The organism is Stenotrophomonas sp. YJH_SMC_33 (assembly GCF_059372295.1).
Map to the genome: position 1 here is coordinate 1 of NZ_JCAFVJ010000009.1, position 25,763 is coordinate 25,763.

The 25,763-nt window shown below is 67.1% G+C and carries 22 protein-coding genes and 1 pseudogene; 13 read left to right on the top strand and 10 right to left on the bottom strand.

Annotated elements, in window-relative coordinates:
• From AC5P9W_RS14070 to AC5P9W_RS14085, 4 genes and pseudogenes are all read left to right on the top strand, one after another.
• A pseudogene (locus tag AC5P9W_RS14070) lies at positions 1-111 on the top strand (IS110 family transposase); the annotation flags it as partial.
• A gap of 166 nt (positions 112-277) precedes the next feature.
• Positions 278-1,744 (top strand): pyruvate kinase, encoded by a 1,467-nt coding sequence (gene pyk, locus AC5P9W_RS14075; RefSeq protein WP_021203676.1) that lies wholly within the window; start codon positions 278-280, stop codon positions 1,742-1,744.
• A gap of 161 nt (positions 1,745-1,905) precedes the next feature.
• Entirely contained in the window at positions 1,906-2,910 is a 1,005-nt protein-coding gene (locus AC5P9W_RS14080) for a class I fructose-bisphosphate aldolase (RefSeq protein WP_019660018.1), read from the top strand.
• Positions 2,911-3,039: 129 nt separating this feature from the next.
• A complete protein-coding gene (locus AC5P9W_RS14085) occupies positions 3,040-4,188 on the top strand; it encodes a hypothetical protein (protein WP_019660019.1) in 1,149 nt (382 codons plus the stop codon).
• Between the two features lie 92 nt (positions 4,189-4,280).
• Here the strand turns inward: AC5P9W_RS14085 and AC5P9W_RS14090 are convergent, their stop codons facing one another.
• Positions 4,281-4,880 (bottom strand): O-acetyl-ADP-ribose deacetylase, encoded by a 600-nt coding sequence (locus AC5P9W_RS14090; RefSeq protein WP_021203675.1) that lies wholly within the window; start codon positions 4,878-4,880, stop codon positions 4,281-4,283.
• Between the two features lie 237 nt (positions 4,881-5,117).
• Positions 5,118-6,077 (bottom strand): cysteine synthase A, encoded by a 960-nt coding sequence (gene cysK / locus AC5P9W_RS14095; RefSeq protein ID WP_188250287.1) that lies wholly within the window; start codon positions 6,075-6,077, stop codon positions 5,118-5,120.
• Between the two features lie 206 nt (positions 6,078-6,283).
• Here cysK and AC5P9W_RS14100 point away from each other — a divergent pair, with 206 nt between their 5' ends.
• The 8 genes from AC5P9W_RS14100 to AC5P9W_RS14135 all read left to right on the top strand — a co-directional run bounded on the left by AC5P9W_RS14100 (position 6,284) and on the right by AC5P9W_RS14135 (position 18,079).
• A complete protein-coding gene (locus AC5P9W_RS14100) occupies positions 6,284-7,267 on the top strand; it encodes a LysR family transcriptional regulator (RefSeq protein WP_019660022.1) in 984 nt (327 codons plus the stop codon).
• 685 nt (positions 7,268-7,952) lie between these two features.
• Complete coding sequence (locus AC5P9W_RS14105; protein WP_111101809.1) at positions 7,953-8,384, top strand: DUF2946 domain-containing protein; 432 nt, start codon at positions 7,953-7,955, stop codon at positions 8,382-8,384.
• A 72-nt stretch (positions 8,385-8,456) separates the two neighbouring features.
• A complete protein-coding gene (locus tag AC5P9W_RS14110) occupies positions 8,457-10,520 on the top strand; it encodes a TonB-dependent copper receptor (RefSeq protein ID WP_206621703.1) in 2,064 nt (687 codons plus the stop codon).
• 273 nt (positions 10,521-10,793) lie between these two features.
• The gene (locus AC5P9W_RS14115; RefSeq protein WP_495219326.1) at positions 10,794-11,900 is read left to right on the top strand and encodes an efflux RND transporter periplasmic adaptor subunit; all 1,107 of its coding nucleotides are present in this window, start codon (positions 10,794-10,796) and stop codon (positions 11,898-11,900) included.
• Positions 11,897-15,022 carry an efflux RND transporter permease subunit gene (locus tag AC5P9W_RS14120; RefSeq protein WP_111098279.1) on the top strand — a complete coding sequence of 1,042 codons (3,126 nt, stop codon included), beginning with the start codon at positions 11,897-11,899 and terminating at the stop codon, positions 15,020-15,022. Before AC5P9W_RS14115 ends, AC5P9W_RS14120 begins: the two co-directional genes overlap by 4 nt.
• Positions 15,015-15,554, top strand: coding sequence for a GNAT family N-acetyltransferase (locus tag AC5P9W_RS14125; RefSeq protein WP_019660195.1), 540 nt, complete (start codon positions 15,015-15,017; stop codon positions 15,552-15,554). Before AC5P9W_RS14120 ends, AC5P9W_RS14125 begins: the two co-directional genes overlap by 8 nt.
• 179 nt (positions 15,555-15,733) lie before the next feature.
• A complete protein-coding gene (locus tag AC5P9W_RS14130) occupies positions 15,734-17,245 on the top strand; it encodes an alanine/glycine:cation symporter family protein (RefSeq protein ID WP_021202003.1) in 1,512 nt (503 codons plus the stop codon).
• Entirely contained in the window at positions 17,246-18,079 is an 834-nt protein-coding gene (locus AC5P9W_RS14135; RefSeq protein ID WP_111101807.1) for a TrmH family RNA methyltransferase, read from the top strand.
• Between the two features lie 79 nt (positions 18,080-18,158).
• Here the strand turns inward: AC5P9W_RS14135 and AC5P9W_RS14140 are convergent, their stop codons facing one another.
• The 4 genes from AC5P9W_RS14140 to AC5P9W_RS14155 form a co-directional block, all read right to left on the bottom strand.
• Entirely contained in the window at positions 18,159-19,580 is a 1,422-nt protein-coding gene (locus tag AC5P9W_RS14140; protein WP_021202001.1) for a M28 family peptidase, read from the bottom strand.
• Positions 19,581-19,805: 225 nt separating this feature from the next.
• Positions 19,806-20,210, bottom strand: coding sequence for a large-conductance mechanosensitive channel protein MscL (mscL, locus tag AC5P9W_RS14145; protein WP_019660191.1), 405 nt, complete (start codon positions 20,208-20,210; stop codon positions 19,806-19,808).
• Between the two features lie 54 nt (positions 20,211-20,264).
• Positions 20,265-20,981, bottom strand: a complete 717-nt coding sequence (locus tag AC5P9W_RS14150; protein WP_019660190.1) for a fumarylacetoacetate hydrolase family protein — start codon at positions 20,979-20,981, stop codon at positions 20,265-20,267.
• Between the two features lie 75 nt (positions 20,982-21,056).
• Positions 21,057-21,338 (bottom strand): hypothetical protein, encoded by a 282-nt coding sequence (locus tag AC5P9W_RS14155; protein ID WP_019660189.1) that lies wholly within the window; start codon positions 21,336-21,338, stop codon positions 21,057-21,059.
• Positions 21,339-21,516: 178 nt separating this feature from the next.
• On the opposite strand from AC5P9W_RS14155, the gene AC5P9W_RS14160 reads away from it, so the two are divergent.
• A complete protein-coding gene (locus tag AC5P9W_RS14160; RefSeq protein WP_111098281.1) occupies positions 21,517-21,852 on the top strand; it encodes a Rieske (2Fe-2S) protein in 336 nt (111 codons plus the stop codon).
• Positions 21,853-22,015: 163 nt separating this feature from the next.
• Here the strand turns inward: AC5P9W_RS14160 and AC5P9W_RS14165 are convergent, their stop codons facing one another.
• The 4 genes from AC5P9W_RS14165 to thiS form a co-directional block, all read right to left on the bottom strand.
• Positions 22,016-23,863: an SLC13 family permease gene (locus tag AC5P9W_RS14165; protein WP_019660187.1), complete on the bottom strand. Its 1,848-nt coding sequence runs from the start codon at positions 23,861-23,863 to the stop codon at positions 22,016-22,018.
• Positions 23,864-23,890: 27 nt separating this feature from the next.
• Positions 23,891-24,625: a tRNA (guanosine(46)-N7)-methyltransferase TrmB gene (trmB, locus tag AC5P9W_RS14170; RefSeq protein WP_019660186.1), complete on the bottom strand. Its 735-nt coding sequence runs from the start codon at positions 24,623-24,625 to the stop codon at positions 23,891-23,893.
• Complete coding sequence (locus tag AC5P9W_RS14175) at positions 24,625-25,419, bottom strand: thiazole synthase (protein WP_019660185.1); 795 nt, start codon at positions 25,417-25,419, stop codon at positions 24,625-24,627. The genes trmB and AC5P9W_RS14175 overlap by 1 nt, the downstream gene beginning before the upstream one ends.
• Before the next feature lie 106 nt (positions 25,420-25,525).
• A complete protein-coding gene (gene thiS, locus AC5P9W_RS14180) occupies positions 25,526-25,726 on the bottom strand; it encodes a sulfur carrier protein ThiS (RefSeq protein WP_019660184.1) in 201 nt (66 codons plus the stop codon).
• Positions 25,727-25,763 lie beyond the last annotated feature (37 nt).

Sequence of the window (25,763 nt, forward strand, 5' to 3'; positions counted from 1 at the left end):
AACATCCTGGCCAGAAAGCTGGCCAGGATCGCTTGGGGCGTCTTCAAGAGCGGCCGGGACTTTGACCCGGCCATGCTGAAAGTGGGTCAAGCCTGCTTCCAGCAGGCTTGACCACGAACATAGGATCTCGGCTCTACAGAACTGCCTGCGCCGGCGTATGTCCGGGTGATGTCCGTTCCATGACCCGCGAAGACAAGCGGCACAAGGCTGTAACCGTATACATGCGACGTGAAGGATGTGCTAATTTCCGTCCTTTACCGGGAGAGGCCCATTCACCATGTTCGAGCGTCAGCGTCGCACCAAGATCCTTGCCACCCTCGGTCCGGCCACTGATCCGCCGGGCGTGCTGGAGGATCTTTTCCGCGCCGGCGTCAACGTGGTACGCCTGAACTTCAGCCATGGCGACCCCTCCGGCCAGGCCAAGCGTGCCGCCGAAGTGCGTGCCGCCGCTGCCCGCGTGGGCGTGGAAGTGGGCATCCTGGCCGACCTGCCGGGCCCGAAGATCCGCATCGAGCGCTTCGCCGAAGGCAAGGTGCAGCTCAAGGCGGGTGACCGCTTCGACCTGATCGCCAGCACCAACGCCGGCCCCGGCGATGCGACCCAGGTAGGCGTCAGCTACCTCGGCCTGCCGCAGGACGTCGGCCCGGGCGATGTCCTGCTGCTCGATGATGGCCTGATGCAGCTGCAGGTGGTGGAGGTGCAGGGCGAGCGCATCATCAGCACCGTGCTCAACGACGGCGCGCTGTCTGATCGCAAGGGACTGAACAAGCAGGGCGGTGGCCTCTCGCTGGGCGCACTGACCGAGCGCGACAAGGAACTGATCGGCATCGTCGCCAAGATCGGTGTCGACTTCATCGCCGTGTCGTTCTGCCGCAACGCGCAGGACATGAACGACGCGCGCGAGATCGCCCGCTCGCACGGCTGCGATGCCGCGCTGGTGTCGAAGATCGAGCGCACCGAGGCGATCGAGAACCTGGAAGAGATCGTCGAGGCCAGTGACGTTGTGATGGTCGCCCGTGGCGACCTCGGCGTGGAAATCGGCGATGCCGAGCTGCCCGGCCTGCAGAAGAAGATCATCAAGGCCTCGCTTGCGCAGAACAAGGTGGTGATCACCGCCACGCAGATGCTGCAGTCGATGGTTGAAAGCCCGATCCCGACCCGCGCCGAAGTGCTGGACGTGGCCAACTCGGTCATCGATGGTACCGACGCGGTGATGCTGTCGGCCGAGACCGCTGCCGGTGCCTGGCCGGTCAAGGCGGTGGAAGCGATGGCGCGTATCTGCCTGGGTGCCGAGCGCCAGTTCCAGACCGAGACCGACTTCAACGCCTCGCCGCGTAATCTGGAACGTGCCGACCAGGCGATTGCCATGGCCACCATGTTCCTGTCGCAGCACGTGGGCGTGCGTGCGATCGTGGCGATGACCGAATCCGGTGGCACCGCCCGCTACCTGTCGCGGTTCCGCGCCAAGGCGCCGGTGTTCGCAGTCACCCGCCACGACGGCGCGCGCCGCCAGATGGCCCTGATGCGCGATGTGTTCCCGATCAACTTCGACAGCCGCGGGCTGACCCCGCGCGAAGCCGCGCGCGGCAGCATCCGCCTGCTGGTGGAAGCCGAACTGCTGCAGGCCGGTGACCGCGTCGTGTTCACCAGTGGCGAGCACATGGAAACCCACGGTGCCACCAATACCCTGCGCCTGCTGGAAGTGGGAGAGGACGGCCGCGCCATCGGCCTGGGCGACCTCTGAGGCCCGCCGGGGTCGGATCCCCGCAAGGGCTCTGACCCCGTGCCGCAGGACATCGCTTGTCCTGCGCCGACATTGGAATCGTTTCCATTCTGGCCTGCACGCCGGCGCAACGGGCGGCGGGGCTATACTTGTGTTTTTCCCGCACCCGCCACAGGAAGTACATGAGCATCGAACAGCTGGCTGAAACCGCCCAGGCCATGGTTGCCCCGGGCAAGGGCATCATCGCGATCGACGAATCCACCGCTACCATCGCCAAGCGTTTCGCTGGCGTCGGTATCGAGAACACCGAGGAGAACCGTCGTGCCTACCGCGAACTGCTGCTGACCACGCCGAAGCTCAACGAGCACATCTCCGGCGCCATCCTGTTTGACGAAACCATCCGCCAGTCGACCAAGGACGGCGTGCCGTTCGCCAAGTACATGGCCGACCACGGCATGATTCCGGGCATCAAGGTGGACAAGGGCGCGCACCCGCTGGCCGGCTGCCCGGGCGAGCTGGTGACCGAAGGCCTGGATGGCCTGCGCGAGCGCCTGCAGGAGTACTACAAGCTGGGCGCGCGGTTTGCCAAGTGGCGTGCTGTGATCAACATCGGCGAGAGCATCCCGTCGGGCACCTGCATCGAGTCCAACGCCCATGCGCTGGCCCGCTACGCAGCGCTGTGCCAGGAATGCGGCCTGGTGCCGATGGTTGAGCCGGAAGTGATCATGGACGGCGACCACGACATCGAGACCTGCTACGAAGTCACCGAAGCGACCCTGCGTTCGCTGTTCGACGCCCTGTACCAGCAGAACGTGCTGCTGGAAGGCACCATCCTGAAGGCTTCGATGGTCATCTCGGGCAAGGACTGTGAAGAGCAGGCCGATGTCGAGGAAGTGGCCGAGTCGACCGTGATGTGCCTGAAGAGCACCGTGCCGGCCATCCTGCCGGGCGTGGTGTTCCTGTCCGGTGGCCAGAGCGACGAGCAGTCCACCGAGCACCTGAACGCGATGAACCAGCTGGGCAACCTGCCGTGGCCGCTGAGCTTCTCCTACGGCCGTGCCATGCAGCAGGCCGCGCTGAAGCTGTGGGCCAAGGACATGAAGGGCAACTACGCTGCTGCCCAGAAGACCGTGTACGAGCGCGCCAGGGACAATGGCCTGGCCGCGCTGGGCAAGTGGAACGGGTGATCCGTCCCATCGCTGGATGAACAAGGCAGCGCCGGCATCACGCCGGCGTTTGCTTTTGCGGGTATCTTTTCCGCCCCCATGCGCCCGGCCGGTGCGTGGGAACCACATGGAAGGCCAAGGAGAAACAACATGCGTTTGGCAGCAATCACACTGGCCGTAGCCACGGTCCTGGTCGCCGGCGGGTGCAACCGCATCGGTGGCGGCGGTGCCGAGGCAGGCAAGGCCGCGTCGCTCGATTTCGACAAGCCGGTCTCCGGCGAGATCACCTCGCGCAGCGGCATCAACTTCAATGACGGCAGCCATCACCAGCTCTACCAGATCAAGCTGGAAGACAGGGATCTGGTCGGCCTGAAGCTCACTGGTGCCCTCAGCGGCTCGATTGCGGTGTTCAACAACGGCAGCCTGGTATCCACCAGCAACACAGGCTATGAGCGCGAGGGGGACGTCTCGCTGGCTTTCCGTGCCAACGGCAGTGGTACCTACCAGGTGGCAGTCAACGCCGATGGCCCGACCGCGTTCGGCCCTTATCGCCTTCGCGCCGAGAAGCTGAAGCCGTACGACGGCAAGCCGCTGGCGGGCAGTGGCGAGATCGTCGATATGCTGGCCAGCAACTCGCAGGACTACACGTTGCAGGTGGACAAGGCGGGCCTGTACGAGATCCGGCTGGTCTCGGACGCCTTCGACCCGGTGCTGAAGCTGTCCGGGCAGGGCGTGGATGCCGAGAATGACGACGGCGGGGACAGCACCAACTCGCGCCTGACCCTGTCGCTGAAGCCGGGCAAGTACACGCTGACCGCGCGTGGCCTCGGCGACGGCGTCAGTGGCATGTTCACCTTGTCGGCCAATCGGATCGAGCTGCCGGGCAACCTGGTCGATCGCGATGGCACCGCACTGCCGAAGTCCGGCAGCGTGTACACGATGCTCGATAACGATGGCGTCCGCCGCTTCCTGCTGACGCTGGACCGTCCGACCAATGTGCGGCTGGATGCAATCTCCGGCCAGGTCGATACCGTGCTGCGCGTGGTTGGCGGCGATGTCGAACTGACCGACGATGACGGTGGCAACGATACCAACGCACGCCTGGAAGAAGCGTTGCCTGCCGGTCATTACACCGTCGAGGTGTCCAGCCTCAGCAACGGCGCGGGCATGGTGGAAGTGCGTGTGCAGGTGGACGGCGCCAGCGCCGATGGGGCTGCTGCTTCGGCGGCAAGTGCCGCTGCCGACGCGGCCGCTGCTGCGGCCGATGATGCCGCCGCGGTGGAAGCTGCCAGCCGTTGAGCGTGTTCCACACTCCGTGGGAGTGTGGACAAGGGCGCAACAGGAAAGGCCGGGCAATGCCCGGCCTTTTTCCTTGACGCTGACCGCCGGATTCAGTGCGCGGCGGCGAAGCCCGCATCACCCAGCGGCGACAGCATCGAGCCGCGCGGTTCGCCGTCTGCGCCTTGCCCGGCGGCGCTCAACGCTTGCTGGTACGCCTTGGCCGTCGCGGTATTGAACGCCACCAGCACGATGCGCATCGGCTGTGCATGGCTGCGCTGCCAGGCCAGTGTCTCGGTCACGGCGATCTGCGCCGCCTGGTACAGCGGATAGCCATACACACCGCAGCTGATCGCCGGGAAGGCGATCGACTGCACTCCCAGCGACTCGGCCAGCTGCAGCGATTTCCAGTAGCAGTTGGCGAGCAATGCCGGCTCGTCGCGCTGGCCGTCGTGCCAGACCGGGCCCACCGTGTGCAGTACATGCCGTGCCGGCAAGGCGTAAGCGCCGGTGGCGCGCACTTCGCCGGTCGGGCAACGCACGCCCGGGCGCAGTTCCGGCAGTTGCTCGCACTCGGCCAGCAGCGCAGGGCCCGCGGCACGATGGATCGCACCGTCGACACCGCCGCCACCGAGCAGTGTTTCATTGGCCGCGTTGACGATCGCATCCACCGCCAGGGTCGTGATGTCGCCCTGCCAAACTTCGATCTTCATGCGTCCGTCTCCTGCCTGTGAGGTGTTCCGCGCAGCATCTGCGCCGGCTGTTCCCACGGTAGGGGACAGGGCATCGATACTGCGTCATGACCGTCTCACGCGCTGCGATCCGACGGCCTTCACGCACGATGGCGGGCGACGCCTTCACGCAGGCTGAAGCAGGGCGCACGCCGGGCACGGCCCGGCGCTACCTGCAGTCGGACGTCGGTAGCGCCGGGCCATGCCCGGCGGATCGCATCACGGCAGGCCGGCCAGCCAGTCGTCGTCGGAACCCTCATTCACATCGGCGAACAGCGGCGTGGAGAAATAGCGTTCACCGGTGTCGGGCAGCATCGCCAGGATCACCGCGCCCGGTTCAGCACGGGCCGCAACGTCCAGCGCGCTGGCCACGGTAGCGCCGGCGGAGATGCCGACGAAGATGCCTTCTTCTGCAGCCAGCCGGCGTGCGGTGGCGATGGCGCGGTCATCCTCCACCGACACCAGTTCATCCACCACATCGCGGTTGAGCACGTCCGGCACGAAATCCGGCGTCCAGCCCTGGATCTTGTGTGGCTTCCAGTCATCGCCCTTCAACAGTGCGGCGCCGGCCGGTTCGGTGGCGATGATGCGGGTCTGCGGGCGCGCGACCTTCAGCACTTCGCCCACACCGGTGAGCGTGCCGCCGGTGCCCCAGCCGCTGACGAAGTAGTCCAGCCGCTTGCCGGCGAAGTCGCGCAGGATCTCGGCGGCGGTGGTGTTGCGGTGGTACGCCGGGTTGGCCGGGTTGGCGAACTGGCTGGCCAGGAACCAACCGTGCTGTTCGGCCAGTTCGGCGGCCTTGCGCACCATGCCGCTGCCGCGTTCGGCGGCCGGGGTCAGGATCACCTTGGCGCCATAGGCGCGCATCAGCTTGCGGCGCTCCACCGAGAAGGTTTCGACCATGGTCGCCACGAATTTGTAGCCGCGCGCGGCAGCGACCATCGCCAGCGCCACGCCGGTGTTGCCCGAGGTGGCCTCCACGATCGTGTCGCCTGGCTTGAGCACGCCACGCGCTTCGGCGTCGAGGATGATCGCCAGCGCCAGGCGGTCCTTCACCGAGCCGCCCGGGTTGAACGACTCGACCTTGGCGTAGACGCTGACCTGCGGGGGCGCCAGGCGCTGCAGCCTGACGATGGGGGTGTTGCCGACGGTATCGAGGATGGAGTCGTACAGGGCCATGGAAGCGCTCCGGAAACGGGGCCGCGCCGGGCTTCGGCGGGCAAAGGGGAGGGCTGGCTGTTCAGGCCAGCGGCTGCCGGCTGACCGTAGCGCCGGCATATGACGCCCGGAAATGACCAGATACCTTTCTTAAACAACCTTTGGTTATAAGCTGGTGACGGCAAATGACCCTAGAGTGGACTTCCGCCCCACGCCGCCTGCCTCCCATGACGCTGACCCAGCTGCGCTACCTGGTTGCCATTGCCGATGCCGAGCTGAACATCACGCTCGCTGCCTCGCGCGTGCATGCCACCCAGCCTGGCCTGTCCAAGCAGCTCAAGCAGCTGGAAGACGAGCTCGGCTTCCTGTTGTTCGTGCGCAAGGGCCGCAGCCTGGAGTCGGTCACTCCGGCCGGCACCGAAGTGATCGCCCGCGCCCGCGCGGTGCTGGCCGAGGCCAACAACATCCGCACCTACGCGGCCAACCAGCGCCGCGAGAGCCAGGGCCAGCTGATCCTGACCACCACGCACACCCAGGCGCGCTTCGTGCTGCCGCCGGCGGTGGCGGCGATCAAGCAGGCCTACCCGCAGGTCAGCGTGCACCTGCAGCAGGCCGGTGAAGCCGACGCGCTGGACCGCTTGAACCAGGGTGATGCCGATATTGCGATCATCAGCACCGCAGGCGGTGAGCCCACCGATGGCATCGCAGTGCCGCTGTTCCGGTGGCGGCGCCTGGTGGTGGTGCCCAAGGGCCATCCGCTGGACCGCGCCGGCCGCGCACCGGACCTGGCCGCGCTGGCCCGCCAGCCATTGATCAGCTACGAATCCTCGACCCGACCGAACTCATCCCTGCAACGCGCCTTCGCCGCCAATGGGCTGGTGCCCGATCTGGCACTGACCGCGCTGGATGCGGACCTGATCAAGACCTACGTGCGCACGGGTCTTGGCGTAGGCCTGCTGGCCGAGATGGCGGTCAGTTCCAACGATGAAGACCTGCGTTCGTGGCCGGCCCCGGACCCGATCGCCGAGTGCATCGCCTGGGCGGTGCTGCCGCGCGACCGCGTGCTGCGTGACTACGCGCTGGAGCTGGTGCATGTGCTGGCACCGCAGATTGATCCGCGTGACCTGCGCAGGGTGCTGGATGGCAACCAGGCGGCGGCGTGGCCGGTGCCACCGACGTGGGAGTCACTGACCCAGACCATCACGGTGTGAGGGGTTGGTCGAGCAGGGCTTGCAGCCCTGCACCCACTACGACATTCAAGCAACAGCAACAGCAGAAGCGTGCATTCCGTGGGTTGGCGGGGCGGTGTCGGAGTGCGGGGACGCTGCAAGTACGTCCCTGTAAGCTTGGCAGCCGCATCCATGCGGCTGACACCCCGCACTCCGACACCGCCCCACCTCTGACAGATCCCGATGGCTGTTGGTAGGAGTCGACCTTGGTCGACACGTAGATCCATGCCATGCGTGGATGAATCTCCATCGAAATCGAATATTTCGAATTGAAATCGAAAAGCATCCACGCATGGCGTGGATCTACTGCAGATCGCGGAGATCTGTCGAAGGTGGGGTGGGTCCGGTTGCGGGAGTGTCCGCGGCATGGGCCCGAGGCATGCCTCGGGCGGGTTGGGCAGGACGCCCAACCCCGGTCTTGCCGTGTGCGCAGGAAAGCGCACACGAGCAAGCCGCGGCCAAGCCCCGGGGGTCACTTCATGGATGGGTTTACGGCGTCTCCCGCAACCGGACCCACCCCGCCCACCCTCAGGAAACCGCTTTTGCTGTTGCTTCGGCTCTTGCCGTGGTCCGCAGCAGGTGCAGGGCTGCAAGCCCTGCCGATAAACTCCCTCCTGCGACGGTTCGTCGCACAGGGCAACCCTGGACCCACCTCTACACTAGCGCGGTGACCCGCCTGTCCCGCCCGCAGCGCCTTCTGCTCCAGCTCGCCGTCCTGGCGACGCTGCTGATGGTGCTTGCGCCGCTGGTCAGCCGCGCGCTGCAGGCGCCGCCGATGGACCACACCGCAATGGCGGGCATGGACCACGCCGCCATGGGCCATGGCATGCACGACATGACCATGGCCGGGCACGACCCGCATGGCGCTTCGCAGGCAGCACCCAAGCGCCCAGCCGACCCCCACGCCATGCATGGCGAAGTCTGCGAATACTGCGTGCTGGCCATGCGCCTGCTGCCGTGGCTGGCGGTGCTGGTGCTGCAGTTGCCGCTGCTGTGGCGGCCGCGCCTGGTGTTCCCGTGGTCGCAACAGGTGCTGCCGGCACTGCGCTGGCCGGCGCATGCCGCACGTGGACCACCACGCTCCTCCATCGTCCGCTGATGTCCCTATCGAATCTGCCGCACGACGCCTGACCGGGCGCCGTGCGCGCGTGCGTACCTTGGAGCTGTTCCGATGAAAATGACTTCCCGCCCCGCGGGCGCCTGCGCGCGCCTGCCGGTTGCCCTTGGCCTGGCCGTGGCCGCGTCACTGGCCCACGCTGCGCCTGCTGAAGAAGCGCGCACCCTCGACACGATGGTGGTCACTGCCGCCGCGCCTTCGTCGCCACTGCACTGGGTGACCGATCCGCGCCTGCCGCGGCAGCCGGTCCCCGCCAGTGATGGCGCCGATTACCTGAAGACCGTGCCTGGCTTCTCCGCCATCCGCAACGGCGGCACCAACGGTGACCCGGTGCTGCGCGGCATGTTCGGTTCGCGGCTGAACATCCTCAGCAACGATGGCAACCTGATCGGTGCCTGCCCGTCGCGCATGGACAATCCGCTTTCCTATATCGCGCCGGAGAGCTTCGACCGGCTGACCATCATCAAGGGCCCGCAGAGCGTGCGCTGGGGCGCAGGTGCCTCGGCCGGCACCATCCGTTTCGAGCGCGATACGCCGCGCTTCGAGGAACCCGGTCTGCGTGCCGATGCCAGTGGACTGGTCGGCTCGCGCAACCGCAACGACCAGGTGCTGGACCTGACGCTGGGCAATCCGGCCGGTTACGTGCGTGCCAGCGGCAATCGCTCGGAAGCGGACGACTACAAGGATGGTCATGGTGACGTGGTGCCGTCGAAGTGGCGCAAGTGGAACGGCGACGTGGCCATCGGCTGGACGCCGGACGCCGATACGCTGCTGGAAATCTCCGCCGGTGCCGGCGATGCGATCGCGCGCTATGCCGGGCGTGGCATGGACGGCGCCGCGTTCGAGCGCACCAGCTACGCGGCACGCTTCGAGAAGCGCAACCTGCCGGGCGCGTGGGAAACGTTGCAGGCCAACGTGTACTACAACGAAGCCGACCATGTGATGGACAACTACACGCTGCGCACGCCGAATCCCAACAGCATGATGCCCATGCCGATGGCTTCGAATGTGGACCGCCGAACCCAGGGCGGCCGGGCCAGTTCCGAGTGGCGCTGGCAGGAGGTGCAGCTGGTGGCCGGTGTGGACGGTGAGGACAGCCGCCACCGTGGCCGCAACGGCATGGGCCGCGGTACTTACCGCCAGGCCGCGTGGCAGACCGATGCGAACTTCCGCCGCTACGGCGTGTTCACCGAGTTGACCCTGGGCGCCGGCACCGACCAGCGCTGGATCAGTGGCCTGCGCATCGACCGTGCCAGCGCCCGCGATGAGCGGCAATCGATCGGCGGCATGATGGGCAACCGGCCCAATCCCAGCGCCGGGCAGACGCGCAAGGAATGGCTCGGCAGCGGGTTCCTGCGCTACGAGCAGGACCTTGCCGACGGCCTGACCTGGTACGCCGGCCTCGGCCACAGTGAACGCATGCCCGACTACTGGGAGCTGTTCTCGCCCAACCATGGCCCGTCGGGCGCAGTGAACGCGTTCACCGGCGTGCAGCCCGAGCGCACCACCCAGCTCGACATGGGCCTGCAGTTCAAGGGACCGCGTGTGCAGGCATGGGTATCGGCGTATGCCGGGCAGATCCAGGACTACATCCTGTTCACCTATCACGGCAGCGGCATGATGGGCATGAGCCAGGCCAACAACGTCGATGCGCGCATCGCCGGTGCCGAAGCCGGGCTGGAAGTGAGCCTGGCTGCGCAGTGGAAGCTGGGTGGCACGCTGGCCTATGCCTGGGGCGAGAACCGCGACCAGCAGCGTCCGCTGCCGCAGATGCCGCCGTTGGAAGCGCGCCTGAGCGCGAACTGGGAAGGCCAGCGCTGGAGTGCCGGTGCGCTGCTGCGTGCGGTGACCCATCAGCATCGTGTCGCAGATGGACAGGGCAACGTGGTCGCGCAGGACCTGGGGCCGAGTGCCGGCTTCGCTACCTTCGCGCTCAATGCCGCTTACCGCTTCAGTTCGCAGCTGCAGCTCAGCGCCGGCGTCGACAACCTGTTCGACCGCGCCTACAGCGAGCACCTGAACCTGGCCGGCAGCGCCGACTTCGGCTTCCCGGCCGACCCGGTACGCATCAACGAGCCCGGGCGCAGCCTGTGGATGAAGGTGAACTACCGGTACTGATCGGCCGGGTAAAAAAAAACGGGGCCGGATCCCCGCCAGGATCCGTCCCCGCCCGACGCCCTCTGTCGGGCAGCTTCGACTCTACGATGACAACGCCTGCGGCGCACGGCGGGATACACCTCGACACATGCCGACACCGCTGCTGCGAGCCTTGCACGGAACAGGTTCACGGCGCTATCGCCCCGCCGGTGCCACGCCAGTAAACGCTTGGCACATATCGCTTCCACGGGTGCTTGCCTACACTCGGCGGCCGTGGATCTATCAGGACCGTTCATGTTGGCTCGCATTGCTTCGACCCTGGCCCTTGGCCTCAGCCTGGCCCTTCTGGCCGGGTGCGGGGGCAAACAGGAGGCCGCCGCCCGTCGGCAGGGCGAAGCGGTGCCGGTGACCGCGCAGGTCGTGCAGTCCTCGCAGTGGAATGACACGCTGCAGGCGCTGGGCACGGCCAAGGCGCGCGAGTCCATCAGCGTGACGGCCAAGGTCAGCGAAATCGTCGAGAAGGTGCACTTTGAAAGTGGCCAGCATGTGGCCGCCGGTGCGCCGATCGTGACCCTGCGCGGGCAGGCCCAGGAGGCCGCGCTGGTGCAGGCGCAGGCCACCTTCCACGAAGCCGACCAGCTGTACAGGCGCCAGCGCGAGCTGGCCTCCCAGCGGCTGGTGTCCAGCGCCACGCTGGATACGCAGAAGTCGATCCGCGACGCCGCCGAGGCACGCGTGATGCAGATGCAGGCAGACATTGGTGACCGACGCGTGCGTGCGCCCTTTGCCGGTGTGCTCGGCATCCGCCAGGTCAGTCCGGGATCGCTGCTGACCCCGACCACGGTCATCGCCACGCTCGATGACATCGAGCACATGCACGTCGATTTCCAGGTGCCGGAAGTGGAACTGGCTGCGCTGGGCGTCGGTGACAAGGTCAGCGCCACCAGCGTGGCGTGGCCGGGCCGCACCTTCGAGGGTGAGGTCAGCACCATCGATGCGCGCATCGATCCGGTCACCCGTGCGGTGACCGTGCGCGCCGACTTCGCCAACGGCGATCATGCGCTGCGCCCGGGCATGCTGCTGGACGTGCGGCTGTTCCGCCCCGAGCGCCCGGCGCTGGTGGTCCCGGAAATCGCCGTGGTGCAGGTCGGCCGCGATACCTTCGTGTACCGCATCAAGGCCGACGACAGCGTCGAGCGCGTGGACGTGGTCACCGGTGCGCGCCGCGCCGGCGTGGTCGAGATCAAGCAGGGGCTGGAAGCGGGCCAGCGCATCGTGGTTGATGGCACCGGCAAGCTGCGCCCGGGCCTGAAGGTCGCGGCCAGGGATGCGGCACCGGCCAGCGGCGCGAAACCGGATGCCGCGCCGGCACCGGCCGCGGCCGAGGGGCACGGCGGATGAAACTGTCCGACATCTCCATCCAGCGGCCGGTGTTCGCCGTGGTGATGAGCCTGCTGCTGCTGGTGCTGGGCGTGATGTCCTTCACCCGCCTGACCCTGCGCGAGCTGCCTGCCATCGACCCGCCCATTGTTTCGGTGTCGGTGGATTACACCGGTGCCTCGGCGGCGGTCATCGAAAGCCGCATCACCCAGGTCCTGGAAGATGCACTGGCCGGCATCGAAGGCATCGATACGATCAACGCGCGCAGCACCAACGGCCGCTCGCAGGTCAGCATCGAGTTCACCTCCAACCGCGATATCGAAGCGGCGGCCAACGACGTGCGCGATGCGGTCAGCCGCGTCGCCGACCGCATGCCGGAAGAAGCCCGGCCGCCGGAAATCGCCAAGGTCGAAAGCGATGCCGACCCGATCATCTGGTTCAACATGGTCTCTTCGACCATGGACACGCTGGAACTGAGCGATTACGCCGACCGCTATGTGGTCGACCGCTTCTCCAGCCTCGACGGCGTGGCCCAGGTCCGCATCGGCGGCCGCCAGCGCTATGCGATGCGCATCTGGCTGGACCGCGACCAGCTGGCCGCACGCGGGCTGACCACCGGCGACGTGGAAACCGCACTGCGCAACGAGAACGTGGAACTGCCGGCCGGTCGCATCGAGTCGACCGACCGTGATTTCACCCTGCGCGTGGAGCGCAACTACATCAAGCCCGAGGATTTCGCCACCATCCCGCTGGGCAAGGGCCGCGACGGCTACGTGGTGCGCATGGGCGACGTGGCGAAGATCGAACTGGCCTCGGCCGAGCGCCGCGCCTACTACCGCAGTAACGGCGAGCCGGGCATCGGCCTGGGTATCGTCAAGACCTCCACCGCCAACTCGCTGGACGTGGCGCGCACCGCGCGCGCTGAAGCCGAGCGGGTGGCACTGACCCTGCCCAAGGGCACGCAGATCTTTGTTGCGTTCGACAACACCACCTTCATCGAAGCCGCCGTTGACCGCGTCTACGCCACGCTGGTGGAGGCAATGATCCTGGTGCTGGCGGTGATCTGGCTGTTCCTCGGCAGCTTCCGTGCCGCACTGATTCCGGCGGTGACCGTGCCGGTCTGCCTGGTGGCCGCGTTCATCGCACTGTACGCGTTCGACTTCTCGATCAACCTGCTGACCCTGTTGGCACTGGTGCTGTGCATCGGCCTGGTGGTGGACGATGCGATCGTGGTGGTGGAAAACGTGCAGCGCCGCATCGACCTGGGCGAGCCCCCACTGGTAGCCTCCAAGCGCGGTACCACGCAGGTTGCCTTCGCGGTGATCGCCACCACCGCCGTGCTGGTGGCGGTGTTCCTGCCGGTCGGTTTCCTGGAAGGCAATACCGGGCGCCTGTTCCGCGAGCTGGCGGTGGCGCTGGCGGCAGCGGTGGCGCTGTCCGCATTCGTAGCGCTGACGCTGACGCCGATGATGGCGTCCAAGCTGCTCAAGCCGCACACCGGGCAGGCACCGCGTGGCCTGCATGGCTTCATCAACCGCAATCTGGAGCGCCTGGCCTCGGGCTATGGCCGCGTGCTCGACCACCATGTCGACCGCACCTGGATCTACCTGCTGGTGATGGTGGCCGCACTGGCTGCCAGCTGGGGCCTGCTCAAGCTGCTGCCGTCGGAACTGGCGCCGGCCGAAGACCGCGGTTCGTTCCAGATCATGATCGACGGCCCGGAAGGCGCCGGCTACGACTACACCGTGCAGCAGGTGCAGCAGGTGGAAGCGCTGCTGGCACCGCATGTCGGCCCGGACAAGCCGATCGTGCGCGCCAACCCGCGCGTGCCGGGCGGCTGGGGCGCCAGCGAGGAGATGCACACCGGCCGCGTCAGCATCTTCCTGCAGCCGTGGCGCCAGCGCAGCGAGGGGACGCCTGAAGTGGCCGACGCGCTGCAGAAAGAACTGGACACCATCCGCGGCGTGCGCGTGCGCACGCAGGTGGGCGGTGGCCTGGTGCGCAGTGGCGGGCAGCCGTTCCAGATCGTGCTGGGCGGCCCCGAATATGCCGAGATCGCGCAGTGGCGCGACCGCATCCTGCTGCGCATGGCCGACAATCCCGGCCTGGTTGGCCCGGACTCGGACTACAAGGAAACCCGGCCGCAGATGCGGGTGAACATCGACCGCCAGCGCGCGGCCGACCTCGGCGTGCCGGTCACCGCGATCGGATCGGCGCTGGAAACCATGATGGGTTCGCGCCGCGTCACCACCTTCGTCGACAACGGCGAGGAGTACGACGTGCTGGTGCAGGCCGGGCGCGATGGCCGTGCCAGCCCGGCCGACCTGGCCGCGATCCGCGTGCGTGCCACCTCCGGCGAGCTGGTGCCGCTGTCCAACCTGGTCACGCTGAGCGAAGTGGCCGAGGCCGGAACCCTGAACCGCTTCAACCGACTGCGCTCGATCACCATCAGTGCCGGCCTGGCGCCAGGCTATCCGTTGGGCGAGGCCATTGCCTGGGCACAGAACGTGGCCCGGGAAGAGCTGCCGCAGTACGCACAGGTGAACTGGAAGGGTGAGTCGCGTGAGTACCAGAGTGCCGGCGGTGCGGTGCTGCTGACCTTCGCGATGGCCCTGCTGGTGGTGTACCTGGTGCTGGCCGCGCAGTTCGAAAGCTTCATCCACCCGCTCACCATCATGCTGACCGTGCCGCTGGGTGTGCTCGGTGCGCTGGTCGGCCTGTGGGTGAGTGGCGGCACGGTGAACCTGTTCAGCCAGATCGGCATCGTGATGCTGGTTGGCCTGGCCGCGAAGAACGGCATCCTCATCGTCGAATTCGCCAACCAGCTGCGCGATGACGGGCGCACGGTGCGCGAGGCGATCATCGAATCGGCGATGGTGCGCCTGCGCCCGATCCTGATGACCTCGATCGCCACCGTGGTCGGCGCGATTCCGCTGGTGGTCGCCGGTGGTCCTGGTTCGGCCAGCCGTGGCACGATCGGTATCGTGATTATCTTCGGCGTAACTCTTTCGACCTTCCTGTCGCTGTTCGTGGTGCCGGCGTTCTACGCACGGCTGGCCCCGTACACCCGCTCGCCGGAAGCGGTGAAGCGCGAGCTGGAGAAGCAGGAAGCGGAATCGCCATCGGTGGGTGGCCATGCCTGACCCGACCACCGTGCTGCGAGGTGAAGGCTTCCAATTGCGCCCCTGGCGCCCGGATGACCTGGAATCGCTGCTGCACCACGCCAACGACGCCGAGGTGTCGCGGGGCCTGCGTGATCGCTTTCCGTACCCGTACACGCGCGGGGATGGCGAGGCCTTCCTCGCCGGCCGCGTGCTGGCTCCCGGCACCCTGAACCTGGCCATCGAGATAGACGGCCAGGCCTGCGGCAGCGTCGGTGCCCAGCAGGGCGTGGCCGAGCGTGGGCATACCGCCGAACTGGGTTACTGGCTGGGCCGGGCCTACTGGGGCCAGGGCCTGATGACCCGGGTGGTCGGTGTGTTTGCGCCTTGGGTGATGGACGAGCTGCGCCTGTTCAGGCTGCAGGCCACGGTGGTCGACTTCAATCTCGGCTCGGCCCGGGTGCTGGAGAAGAACGGCTTCCAGGAAGAGGGCGTGGAGCGCTGCGCGGTCTACAAGCGCGGCGTGCTGCACGACCTGCGCCGCTTCGCCCGGGTACGCACGCAGCTGCCCTGAACGCGCGGGCTGGCCGCTGTAGCACCGAGCCCATGCTCGGCTGATTCCGGGGCCCAAGCCGGACATGGGCTCGGCGCTACAAGACAGCGCTACCGCAGCGGCCTTCGATCAGGGAGAATCGACCGGTCCCCTCCAGCCGACGGGACGTCCTTACAACCCGCCGACTGGAGAGAGCGCGCGTGGAAGCAACCGTACACTTCATCAACAGCATCATCTGGAGCAAGGCACTGATCTTCGTGTGCCTGGGCGCCGGCCTGTTCTTCAGCCTGCGCACGCGCTTCATGCAGATCCGTGGCTTCTTCGAAATGTGCCGCCTCACCGTCAGGGGTGAGAAATCCGACGCCGGCGTGTCCTCGTTCCAGGCGCTGGCCATGTCGATGGCCGGCCGCATGGGCATCGGCAATATTGCCGGCGTGGCCACCGCCATCGCCTTCGGCGGCCCCGGGGCGATCTTCTGGATGTGGGTGATGGGCTTCCTCGGCGCGTCCACCTCGTACGTGGAATGCACCCTGGCGCAGATCTACAAGACCAAGGACGCCGAAGGCCGCTACCGCGGTGGCCCGGCGTACTACATCGAGAAGGCGATGGGCCTGAAGTGGTATGCGCTGGCCTTCGCCATCGCCACGATCATCGCCGCAGGTTTCCTGATGCCGGGCGTGCAGGCCAATGCCATCGCCGACAGCATCATCAACGCCTGCCGTGGGACCGCGCTGTGCGGGCCGCTCGACGGCCAGGCCTTCGGCATGGAATCGGTGCAGGCGCTGAAGCTGGGCATCGGCATCGTGGTCGCGCTGCTGCTGGGCGTGGTGATCTTCGGTGGCGTCAAACGCATCGCCAACTTCGCCGAAGTGGTGGTGCCGTTCATGGCTGCCGGTTTCATCCTGATGGCCATCATCATCATGGTCATCAACTACGACCGCGTGCCGGAAATGTTCGGCATCATCTTCCAGAGTGCCTTCGGCACGCATGCCGCATTCGGCGCGATGATGGGCCTGGCGGTGGAGTGGGGCATCAAGCGCGGCATCTACGCCAACGAAGCCGGCCAGGGTTCGGGCCCGCATGCAGCGGCCGCCTCGGAAGTCTCGCACCCGGCCAAGCAGGGCTATGTGCAGGCCTTCGCCATCTACTTCGACACCATGATGGTGTGCACCGCCACCGCGTTCCTGATCCTGGCCAGCGGCACCTACAACGTGTACTCGCCGGCAGGTGCCAGCGCACCGCCGATCTTCCAGGGCCTGGCCGGCATTCCCGAAGGCGCCGGTTACGCCCAGGCCGGCGTGGAAGCGGTGCTGCCGGGCTGGGGTTCGGCATTCGTGTCCATCGCCATCTTCTTCTTCGCCTTCACCACCATCATGGCGTACTACTACATGGCCGAGACCAACCTCAGCTATGTAAACCACAACAGGAAGCGCCCGCTGACGGTGCTGGTGCTGCGCCTGGGCATCATCGGCATGGTGGTGTTCGGCGCGTTCCACAATGCCACCCTGGCCTGGGCGCTTGGCGACATCGGCGTGGGCCTGATGGCCTGGCTGAACATCATTGCCATCCTCATCATCCAGAAGCCGGCGATGCTGGCCCTGCGTGACTACGAACGACAGAAGAAGCTGGGCCTGGATCCGGTGTTCGACCCTGATGCCTTGGGCATCAAGAACGCCGATTTCTGGCGCCAGCGCAAGCAGGAGAGTGTGTAAGTGAACAACCCTTGGAACAACCGCCGCCCGTCCGCCCGTCCGCCGCGCGCAACGCCGTTGCCGCGCCCGGAGGTGCCGGCCACGGGCGGTGGTGGGCGCGGTGGCAGCGATGAGCTGCGTCTGTACGGCCTGAATGCCGTGCTGGCTGCGTTCGAAGCGCGGCCGCAGGCGCTGCGCAAGCTGTACCTGCTGGAAGCACGCATTCCGCGCCTGCAGCCGTTGTTGAAGTGGTGCGTGGCCAACCGCGTGGGCTACCGCGTGGTCGAGGATGGCGATCTGAACAAGCTGGCCGGCACCACCCATCACGAAGGCGTGGTGGCCGACATGCTGCGCGCACCGGCACTGCCGCTGGCGCAGTGGCTGCAGCAGGTCGGTGACGGCCCGGCGCTGGCGCTGTGGCTGGATGGCGTGGGCAACCCGCACAACCTCGGTGCGATCCTGCGCTCGGCCGCGCACTTCGGCGTCAAGGCGCTGCTTCTGCCGGCTGGCAGCACGCTGGCCCTGTCCGGCGCCGCCGCGCGCGTGGCCGAAGGCGGCGCCGAAGCGGTGCCGCTGGTGCAGCTGCCGGAGACCGCTCAGGCAATGGCACAACTGCGCGCAGCCGGTTTCGGCCTGGCCGCGACCCTGGTCGAGGGCGGTGATGACGTGTTCCGCGCGTCCCTGCCAGACCGGCTGGTGTACGTGATGGGCGCCGAAGGCGAGGGCATGGACCGTGGCCTGGCGAGCCAGTGCGATCTGCAGGTCTCGATCCCCGGCAGCGGCGCGGTGGAAAGCCTGAATGTTGCTTCCGCCACGGCCGTGCTGCTGGCGCAGTGGGCGAGCCGCCGCGGCTGAGTGACGCCCGGTGGGTGCGAACCTTGGTTCGCACCGCTCTTCCCGCCGCAAACGCCGGGCATGGCCCGGCGCTACCGCATCATTCGTTCGGCGGCGTGGTCGCCTTGGCCTCGCTGCCGAAGCTGCCATCGGCTTCCGCCGCCAGGTAGGCGAACACAGTGTAGGCGGCCACGTTCTGTGCCAGCGCCTTCGGGTCGATCTTATCCAGCGTGTCGTCGGCGGTGTGGTGCAGGTGGAAGTAGTCCGAGCCGTCCTGCGCCAGCCACGCCCACGCACCGCCCTTGGCGGCCAGCGGGCCGACGTCCGGGCCCGGGCCACCCTTGTCGGCCTGGTACTCGATGCCCAGCGGCTTCATTACTTCGGCAATCTGCTTCGTCGCTTCGCGCGAGCCGTCCGGATTCGGCGAACCGGTATTGAAGGCGTAGATGCGGCCCGCGCCGAAGTCGCTCTCGGCGGCCAGCTGGTGCAGGGCCACGTCCTTCGCGTGCGCTTCGGCATAGGCCTTGCCGCCATACAGGCCCTGTTCCTCGTTGGCGAAGGCGATCACGCGGATGGTGCGCTTCGGTGCCTGCTTGAGCTGGCCGATCAGGTGGCCTGCGGCCATGGTGATGCCCACGCCCGCGCCGTCATCCACCGCGCCGGTGCCCAGGTCCCACGAATCCAGATGCCCGCCAATCACCACTACTTCCTTCGGCAGGCTGCGGCCGGTGATCTCGCCGATCACGTTGTACGAGGTCGCCGTACCATCCCAGCCGCAGTCCAGCGCCACCTTCACCGTGGTGCTGCCACGGGCCAGCAGGCGGGCCAGCTGGTCGGCATCGGGCACCGACAGTGCCGCAGACGGCACCGGGGTCAGGCCGTCATCGAAACGGGTGATGCCGGTGTGCGGCACGCGGTGCGAGTCGGTGCCGGCCGAACGCATCAGGAAACCGACCGCGCCCTTGCGGATCGCCTCGGACGGACCCTTGCTGCGGATCGCACCGCCGCGGCCGTAGTCGCGGCCATCGCGGAACGGCAGCATCTGGTAATCGACGAAGGCGATCTTGCCCTTGAGCGAACCGGCCGGCGCCGCCTGCAGTGCGGCCAGGTCGGCGAAGCGCACCACCTCGGCTTCAACGGTGCCGCCCGGGCTGCCGCCCAGTGCGGTGATCTGCAGCGGCTGCGGATTTTTGCCGGTCACGGCAGCGTGTTCACTGCGGCGCTCCCACTTCGGGAAGGTCACCGGTTCCTTCCACACCTTGTCGAAGCCCAGTGCCTTGAACTTGGCTTCGGCCCAGGCCACGGCGCGGGCGTCAGCCTCGCTGCCGGCGATGCGCGGGCCGATCTCGGTGGTGAGCGATTCGACCACCTTCCAGCCGGTGTCATCGGCCAAGGCCTGGTCGCGCAGCTGTGCGGCGGTGGCCAGCGACGCCGGGGGCAGGGTAGTGGTGTGCGGCGCCGCGAAGGCCGGGGCGGCCAGCAGGGCGAGGGAGGATGCGATGGCAAGAACGCGGCGACGCATGGACAACTCCGGGAAGGGACCTAAGCCTTGGAGCTTAACAGTCGTTCAGCCCGGCGCATGGGCGGGAGGTCATGGCTGGCGCGGATGCTGTTTCCCGCCAGATGCAGCAAAGCGAAAGCCCCGCCGGGGCGGGGCTTTCGCCTGCTTCTGCGGTAGCGCCGGGCCATGCCCGGCGAGCGCAGCGTCAAGATGGCGTCCCGCCGGGCATGGCCCGGCGCTACTACCTTATTTCTTCAGGCTGTCGCGGATCTCGCGCAGCAGCACCACTTCCTCGGCCGGTGCGGCCGGTGCAGCTTCCTTCTTGCGAGACAGGCGGTTGATCGCCTTGACCACGATGAAGATCGCGAAGGCCACGATCACGAACTGGATCAGGGTGTTGATGAAATCACCGTAGCCGATCACCACCGCCGGAATCTCCTTGCCGTCCGGGCCGATCCGTGCCGGCGACAGCGTCCACGCCAGCTGCGAGAAGTCCACCTTGCCGATCAGCAGGCCCAGCGGCGGCATGATGATCTTCTCGACCAGCGCCGTCACGATCTTGCCGAAGGCCGCGCCGATCACCACGCCGACGGCGAGGTCGATGACGTTGCCGCGCATGGCGAATTCCTTGAACTCGGTGAGCATTCCCATTGTTGTTTTTCTCCGGTGGGGAAGTGGACAGCGCGCAGGGTAGCGCAGGTGACGTCAGCCGGCGATCACGCCGTGGCGCTCGGCCACGTTTTCCAGGCGGGCACTGAAGCGGTCGCCGGGCTTCAGCGCAGCCACCCCGGACGGGGTGCCCATGAACACCAGGTCACCGGCACGCAGCTGCCACAGCTTGGACAGCTCATGCAGGATCTCCGGCACGTTCCAGATCATCTGGTCGAGCAGTGCCTGCTGGCGCACCTCGCCGTTGACCTCCAGCGACAGGTTCAGCGCAGCCAGGTCGCCGACTTCTTCGGCGTGCACGATTTCGCTGATCGGCGCGGAGGCATCGAACCCCTTCGCGGCATCCCAAGGATGGCCCTTGTCCTTGGCTGCGGCCTGCAGATCGCGGCGGGTCAGGTCCAGGCCGACGGCGTAGCCGTAGACCAGCGCATCGGCGTCGGCGACGGCCAGCTCGCCGGCGGGCGCATCGCGACCGATCGCCACCACCAGTTCCACTTCGTGGTGCAGGTTGGCGGTTGCTGGCGGATAGGGGATGGCATCGTCGTGGCCGACCACGATGGCGTCGGCCGGCTTGCTGAAGAACATCGGGCGGCCGCGGTCATCGGCCGCCGGCACCGCCGCGCCCATTTCGCGGGCGTGGTCGGCGAAGTTGCGGCCGACGCAGTAGATACGGTGCACGGGGAAGCTGCCGCCACCGGCTACCGGTACACGCGGCAGGGCTACGGCAGGGATCACATCGGAGACATCGGACATGCGGGCATCCAGGAAGGGCGTGCCCGCAGTCTAGAACGCATGGCGCCCGCCGTCAGCGGGCGCGGAAGGCCTGGATCAGCGCGAGGCCGGCAACACCGGCTTGCGCACCACGCGGTACTCGCCCTCGACCACGGTCGGGTCGACCGGACGCGCGGCGCCCGGCTTGCGCGAGGCCAGCAGCTTCCATGCCAGGCCAACCAGGATCATCGCGGCACCGACGAACACACCGATGAACACCATCGCGGCCAGGATCGCCAGGCCGAGCAGGCCCACGGCAACGCGCACCAACGGATGGCGCGGCTTGCGCGGCGCGAACAGGGTGCGGAACTGGTTGAAGGCGGATGCGCGGTTGAACATGGCGGCTCGATAGGCTGGGATCAGCGAAGACAGAGTATCGGGACGCGCCACTGTCATTGAGTGAAAAACTCGTTAAATATAGCCTGTGCTTATTACGGATCAATGACTTGTGTTCATGTCGCAGCCAGTCACCTGAGCAGGCATGCGACAATTCCGGTTTACCGTCCGAGCTTTCGCCATGACTATCGCTGCTGCCCTGATCGCCCTTGATGCCATTGCCGATGGCGCGTTTGCCGAGGTCGAAGCGGTGATCGATGGCGATGCCGAATCGCTGGTGCTGTACCGCGACGGCGCGCAGGTGCGCGCATTCCTGAACATCTGCCCGCACGCCGGCCGTCGCCTGGACTGGGCCCCGGGCCAGTTCCTGAAGAGCCGCGAGGGCCACCTGGTGTGCGCCGCGCATGGCGCCTCGTTCACGCTGGACAGCGGCGACTGCATTGCCGGCCCGTGCAAGGGCGACCGCCTGCGTGCGGTGCCGGTCGATATCCGCGATGGGCAGGTCTATCTGGCCTGAGGCCGGAAGCAGTCGAGCACGGCTCGATTCTACAAAGGCTCCACGCATGGCGTGGACCCACCCCGCCATCCCACGGAATGCCAGCCGTTGACGTTGACGTTGACGTTGACGTTGACGTTGATTCTGCGGGTGCAGGGCGCAGCCCTGCCAACAAACCCAACCCTCAGAACATCAGGTTGATCATCAACACCACCACGCAGGTGTAGATCAGCGACAACGGTCCGCCGACCCGCCACATCTCGCGCGGGGTGTAATTGGCCGGGCCGGTGATCATCGAAATCACCGGGTTGGAGGCCGTCATCAGGTTGTTGGACGCCGACAGCGCCACGATCAGCGCGAACGCGGTCGGGTTGCCGCCCGCCGCCAGTGCCAGATTCACCGCGATCGGTACCATCACGATGGTCGCGCCCACATGGCTGATCACCAGCGAGAACGCCGTGGTCAGCAGTGCCAGCGCCACCTCCAGCACCCACACCGGGATGCCGGTGGGCAGCTTGTCGATGGTGTGGCCGGCCACCCATGCCGCCGCACCACTGGAGTCCATCGCCCATCCGAGCGGGATCAGCCCGGCCATCATGAACACCGTTTTCCAGTTGATCGAGGCATACGCCTCGTCCATGCGCAGCACGCCGGTCAGCAGCATGCCGGCCACGCCGGTCATCAGCGTCAGCGCGACCGGCAGCTTGCTGGTCAGCGCGATCAGGATGGTCAGCGCGAAGATCGCCATCGCAATCTTGAACTTGTGCGGGCGCTGCTCGCCGGTCGGATAGTCGGTCACCACCACGAAGTCGCGGCTCTTGGCCGCCTGTGCCAGGTCGGTCCAGATGCTGTGGAAGACCAGCATGTCGCCTGCACGCAACTGCACGTCGCGCACGTCCTCGCGGATCACCTGCTTGTCGCGGTTGATCGCCAGCAGGCTGATGCCACGCTCCTTGCGCAGGCGCAGGTCGGCCGCGCTCTTGCCGATCACGTTCGAGGTCGGCGGTACCACCGCCTCGGAAATACCGGCGCGGCTCGGGTTGAACAGGTCACCCAGGTGCTTCAGGCGCGAAGACATGCGCAGGAACTGGTTCTGCGCGAAATCGTTGATCTGCTGGCGCGGGCCCATCGCACCGAGCACGCTGCCTACCCAGATGCGCATCTCCGCCGGCGGCGCCAGGCGGGTGTCATTACCGGTTTTCAGGGCCAGCAGCAGCGGGGCGTCGTGCAGGTTCTCGGCCTCGCCCAGGGTCATGCCCACCAGCGGACTTTCCGCGCTGACCACCAGCTCGAACACATCGCCTTCGATGCCATAGGTCTTGGCGAAGTAGCTCTCGGTGCGTGCTGGGGTGACCCCGTCGTTGACCAGGGTTTCTTCCTCGATCAGCTTGCGGTCGCCGTAGTAGCGGAAGTACAGCAGCGATGCGATCAGCAGTGCCACGCCAATCGGCAGCGGCGCGAACATGCGCAGCGGCTCGATGGTGGCCAGGCCGGAAGGCAGGTTGTTGTTGGCCGAGGCCAGCAGATCGTTCAGCAGGATCAGCGGCGAATTGCCGACCATGGTCAGCGCACCGCCCATCACGATCGCCGCCGAGATCGGCAGCAGCAGGCGCTGCATCGTCAGCCCGGTGCGCGCTGCCAGTCGCGAGGCGACCGGCAGATACAAGGCCATCACCGACGGGTTCTGCATGAAGGACGAGTTCAGGCCGGCGATGGCGGTGGTCATCATCAGCAGCCGCTGTTCGACGCCGTGGCCGCGCCGCAGCAGCCATGCGGCCAGCCGGTTCAGCGCCCCGGTGCGGTCCAGGCCCGCACCGAGGATGGTGGTGGCGATGATGCTCATCACCGCGTTACCGGAGAAACCGCCGAAGATCTCCTCCGGCGCGATCAGGCCGGTGACACCGAGTACCACCAGCACCACCAGCGCGACCACGTCGGCGCGGATGCGCTCGAACAGGAACATCGCCATCGTGAAGCCGACCAGCCCGAGCACGAGCTTCATGTCGTTGGTCAGCGTCAGCGCGGTATCCATGTGGGGCGCGGCGTCCTCAGGCGATCATCAGGTGCGGTCGTACAGCAGGTCCCAGACGCCGTGGCCGAGTTTCTGGCCGCGGGTCTCGAAGTGGGTCTGCGGGCGCCAGTCCGGACGCGGCACGCTGCCACGCGGGCCGGCGCGGTTGACCAGGCCGGCAGTCGCGTCAAGCACGTCCCACATCTGCTCGGCGTAGTCTTCCCAGTCGGTGGCGCAGTGCAGGCGGCCACCCGGGCGCAGCTTGCGCACCAGCAGCTCGGCAAATGCCGGCTGCAGCAGGCGGCGCTTGTTGTGGCGCTTCTTGTGCCACGGGTCCGGGAAGTAGATGCGCACTTCATCGAGCGCGCCATCGGCGATCTCGTTCTGCAGCACTTCCACCGCGTCATGGTGGTACAGGCGCACGTGGTCGGCATTGTCCTCAGCCAGCGCGTTCAGCAACCGGCCCACGCCGGGGGCGTGCACTTCGATGCCGATGTAGTCGCGCGACGGATCGTGCTGGGCGGCGAAGCGCAGCGCGGCACCGTTGCCGAAGCCGATTTCCAGCACCTTGTGTGCCGGGCGGCCGAAGGTGGCATCCAGGTCACGCGGCTGGCCGGTGTAGTCGAGGCCGAAGCGCGGCCAGCGTTCGTCGAACGCGCGCTGCTGGGCGGGGGTGAAACGTCCCTGGCGCAACACGAAGCTGCGCACCTCGCGGCGGCCCTCGCTTACGGTGAAGGGCTTGGGTGGGGCCTTGGAGCCGGCGCTGTCAAAAGGATTGGTCATCAGCCGATCAGCCCGTCCACCGGAGAGGATGCGCTGGCGTAGCGCTTGCGCGGGATGCGCCCGGCCAGGAAAGCCTCGCGGCCGGCCTCGACTGCCTTGCGCATGGCAGTGGCCATCAGCACCGGGTTGCGCGCACCGGCAATGGCGGTGTTCATCAACACGCCGTCGCAGCCCAGTTCCATCGCGATCGCCGCATCCGACGCGGTGCCCACGCCGGCATCAACAATGATCGGCACCTTGGCGTCTTCGATGATCTGCAGCAAGTTGTACTTGTTCTGGATGCCCAGGCCCGAACCGATCGGCGCGGCCAGCGGCATCACTGCGGCGCAGCCGATCTCTTCCAGGCGCTTGGCCAGGATCGGGTCGTCGGAGGTGTAGACCATCACCTCGAAGCCGTCCTTGACCAGCTGCTCGGCGGCCTTGAGGGTCTGCACCACGTCCGGGTACAGGGTCTTCTGGTCGCCCAGCACCTCCAGCTTGGTCAGGTTGTGGCCGTCCAGCAGCTCACGGGCCAGGCGGCAGGTACGCACCGCGTCTTCGGCGGTGTAGCAGCCAGCGGTGTTGGGCAGGATGGTGAAGCGCTCCGGTGGCAGCACGTCCAGCAGGTTCGGCTCGCCCGGGTTCTGCCCGATGTTGGTGCGGCGGATGGCCACGGTGACGATCTGGGCGCCAGCAGCCTCGGTGGCCAGGCGGGTTTCTTCCAGGTCCTTGAACTTGCCGGTGCCGGTGAGCAGCCGCGAGCCATAGGTCTTGCCGGCGATCACCAGCGAATCGGGGGAGACATGAACGTTCATGGCGCGATTATCGCCTATCCGCCTGAAGATGGGATCACGCAATGGCGTGCCGGCCGTGGATCGGCATGGGTAGTGCCGGCCGCTGGCCGGCAAACCCGGACAGGCCTCAGCCCCCACCCAGCGCGTGCACGATCTCGACAATGTCGCCTTCAGCCAGGACATGCTCGCGATGGCGGCTGCGGCTGACGATCTCGCCGTTGACCTCCACTGCCACCCGGCGCTGCAGCAGCTGCTCGGCCTCGAGCAGGTCGTGAAGGGTCGCCGAGGCGGGCAGGGTGCGGGGTTCGCCGTTGAGCTGGATGTTCATGCCTGCATTGTCGCTTATAGCCCTTCGTGATCGGAAC

What these genes read in the sequence shown, in the direction of transcription:
- pyk (WP_021203676.1), top strand. Translation starts at nt 278, where the DNA reads ATGTTCGAGCGTCAGCGTCGCACCAAGATCCTTGCCACCCTCGGTCCG.
- AC5P9W_RS14080 (WP_019660018.1), top strand. Translation starts at nt 1,906, where the DNA reads ATGAGCATCGAACAGCTGGCTGAAACCGCCCAGGCCATGGTTGCCCCG.
- AC5P9W_RS14085 (WP_019660019.1), top strand. Translation starts at nt 3,040, where the DNA reads ATGCGTTTGGCAGCAATCACACTGGCCGTAGCCACGGTCCTGGTCGCC.
- AC5P9W_RS14090 (WP_021203675.1), bottom strand. Translation starts at nt 4,880, where the DNA reads ATGAAGATCGAAGTTTGGCAGGGCGACATCACGACCCTGGCGGTGGAT.
- cysK (WP_188250287.1), bottom strand. Translation starts at nt 6,077, where the DNA reads ATGGCCCTGTACGACTCCATCCTCGATACCGTCGGCAACACCCCCATC.
- AC5P9W_RS14100 (WP_019660022.1), top strand. Translation starts at nt 6,284, where the DNA reads ATGACGCTGACCCAGCTGCGCTACCTGGTTGCCATTGCCGATGCCGAG.
- AC5P9W_RS14110 (WP_206621703.1), top strand. Translation starts at nt 8,457, where the DNA reads ATGAAAATGACTTCCCGCCCCGCGGGCGCCTGCGCGCGCCTGCCGGTT.
- AC5P9W_RS14115 (WP_495219326.1), top strand. Translation starts at nt 10,794, where the DNA reads ATGTTGGCTCGCATTGCTTCGACCCTGGCCCTTGGCCTCAGCCTGGCC.
- AC5P9W_RS14120 (WP_111098279.1), top strand. Translation starts at nt 11,897, where the DNA reads ATGAAACTGTCCGACATCTCCATCCAGCGGCCGGTGTTCGCCGTGGTG.
- AC5P9W_RS14125 (WP_019660195.1), top strand. Translation starts at nt 15,015, where the DNA reads ATGCCTGACCCGACCACCGTGCTGCGAGGTGAAGGCTTCCAATTGCGC.
- AC5P9W_RS14140 (WP_021202001.1), bottom strand. Translation starts at nt 19,580, where the DNA reads ATGCGTCGCCGCGTTCTTGCCATCGCATCCTCCCTCGCCCTGCTGGCC.
- mscL (WP_019660191.1), bottom strand. Translation starts at nt 20,210, where the DNA reads ATGGGAATGCTCACCGAGTTCAAGGAATTCGCCATGCGCGGCAACGTC.
- AC5P9W_RS14150 (WP_019660190.1), bottom strand. Translation starts at nt 20,981, where the DNA reads ATGTCCGATGTCTCCGATGTGATCCCTGCCGTAGCCCTGCCGCGTGTA.
- AC5P9W_RS14155 (WP_019660189.1), bottom strand. Translation starts at nt 21,338, where the DNA reads ATGTTCAACCGCGCATCCGCCTTCAACCAGTTCCGCACCCTGTTCGCG.
- AC5P9W_RS14160 (WP_111098281.1), top strand. Translation starts at nt 21,517, where the DNA reads ATGACTATCGCTGCTGCCCTGATCGCCCTTGATGCCATTGCCGATGGC.
- AC5P9W_RS14165 (WP_019660187.1), bottom strand. Translation starts at nt 23,863, where the DNA reads ATGGATACCGCGCTGACGCTGACCAACGACATGAAGCTCGTGCTCGGG.
- trmB (WP_019660186.1), bottom strand. Translation starts at nt 24,625, where the DNA reads ATGACCAATCCTTTTGACAGCGCCGGCTCCAAGGCCCCACCCAAGCCC.
- AC5P9W_RS14175 (WP_019660185.1), bottom strand. Translation starts at nt 25,419, where the DNA reads ATGAACGTTCATGTCTCCCCCGATTCGCTGGTGATCGCCGGCAAGACC.
- thiS (WP_019660184.1), bottom strand. Translation starts at nt 25,726, where the DNA reads ATGAACATCCAGCTCAACGGCGAACCCCGCACCCTGCCCGCCTCGGCG.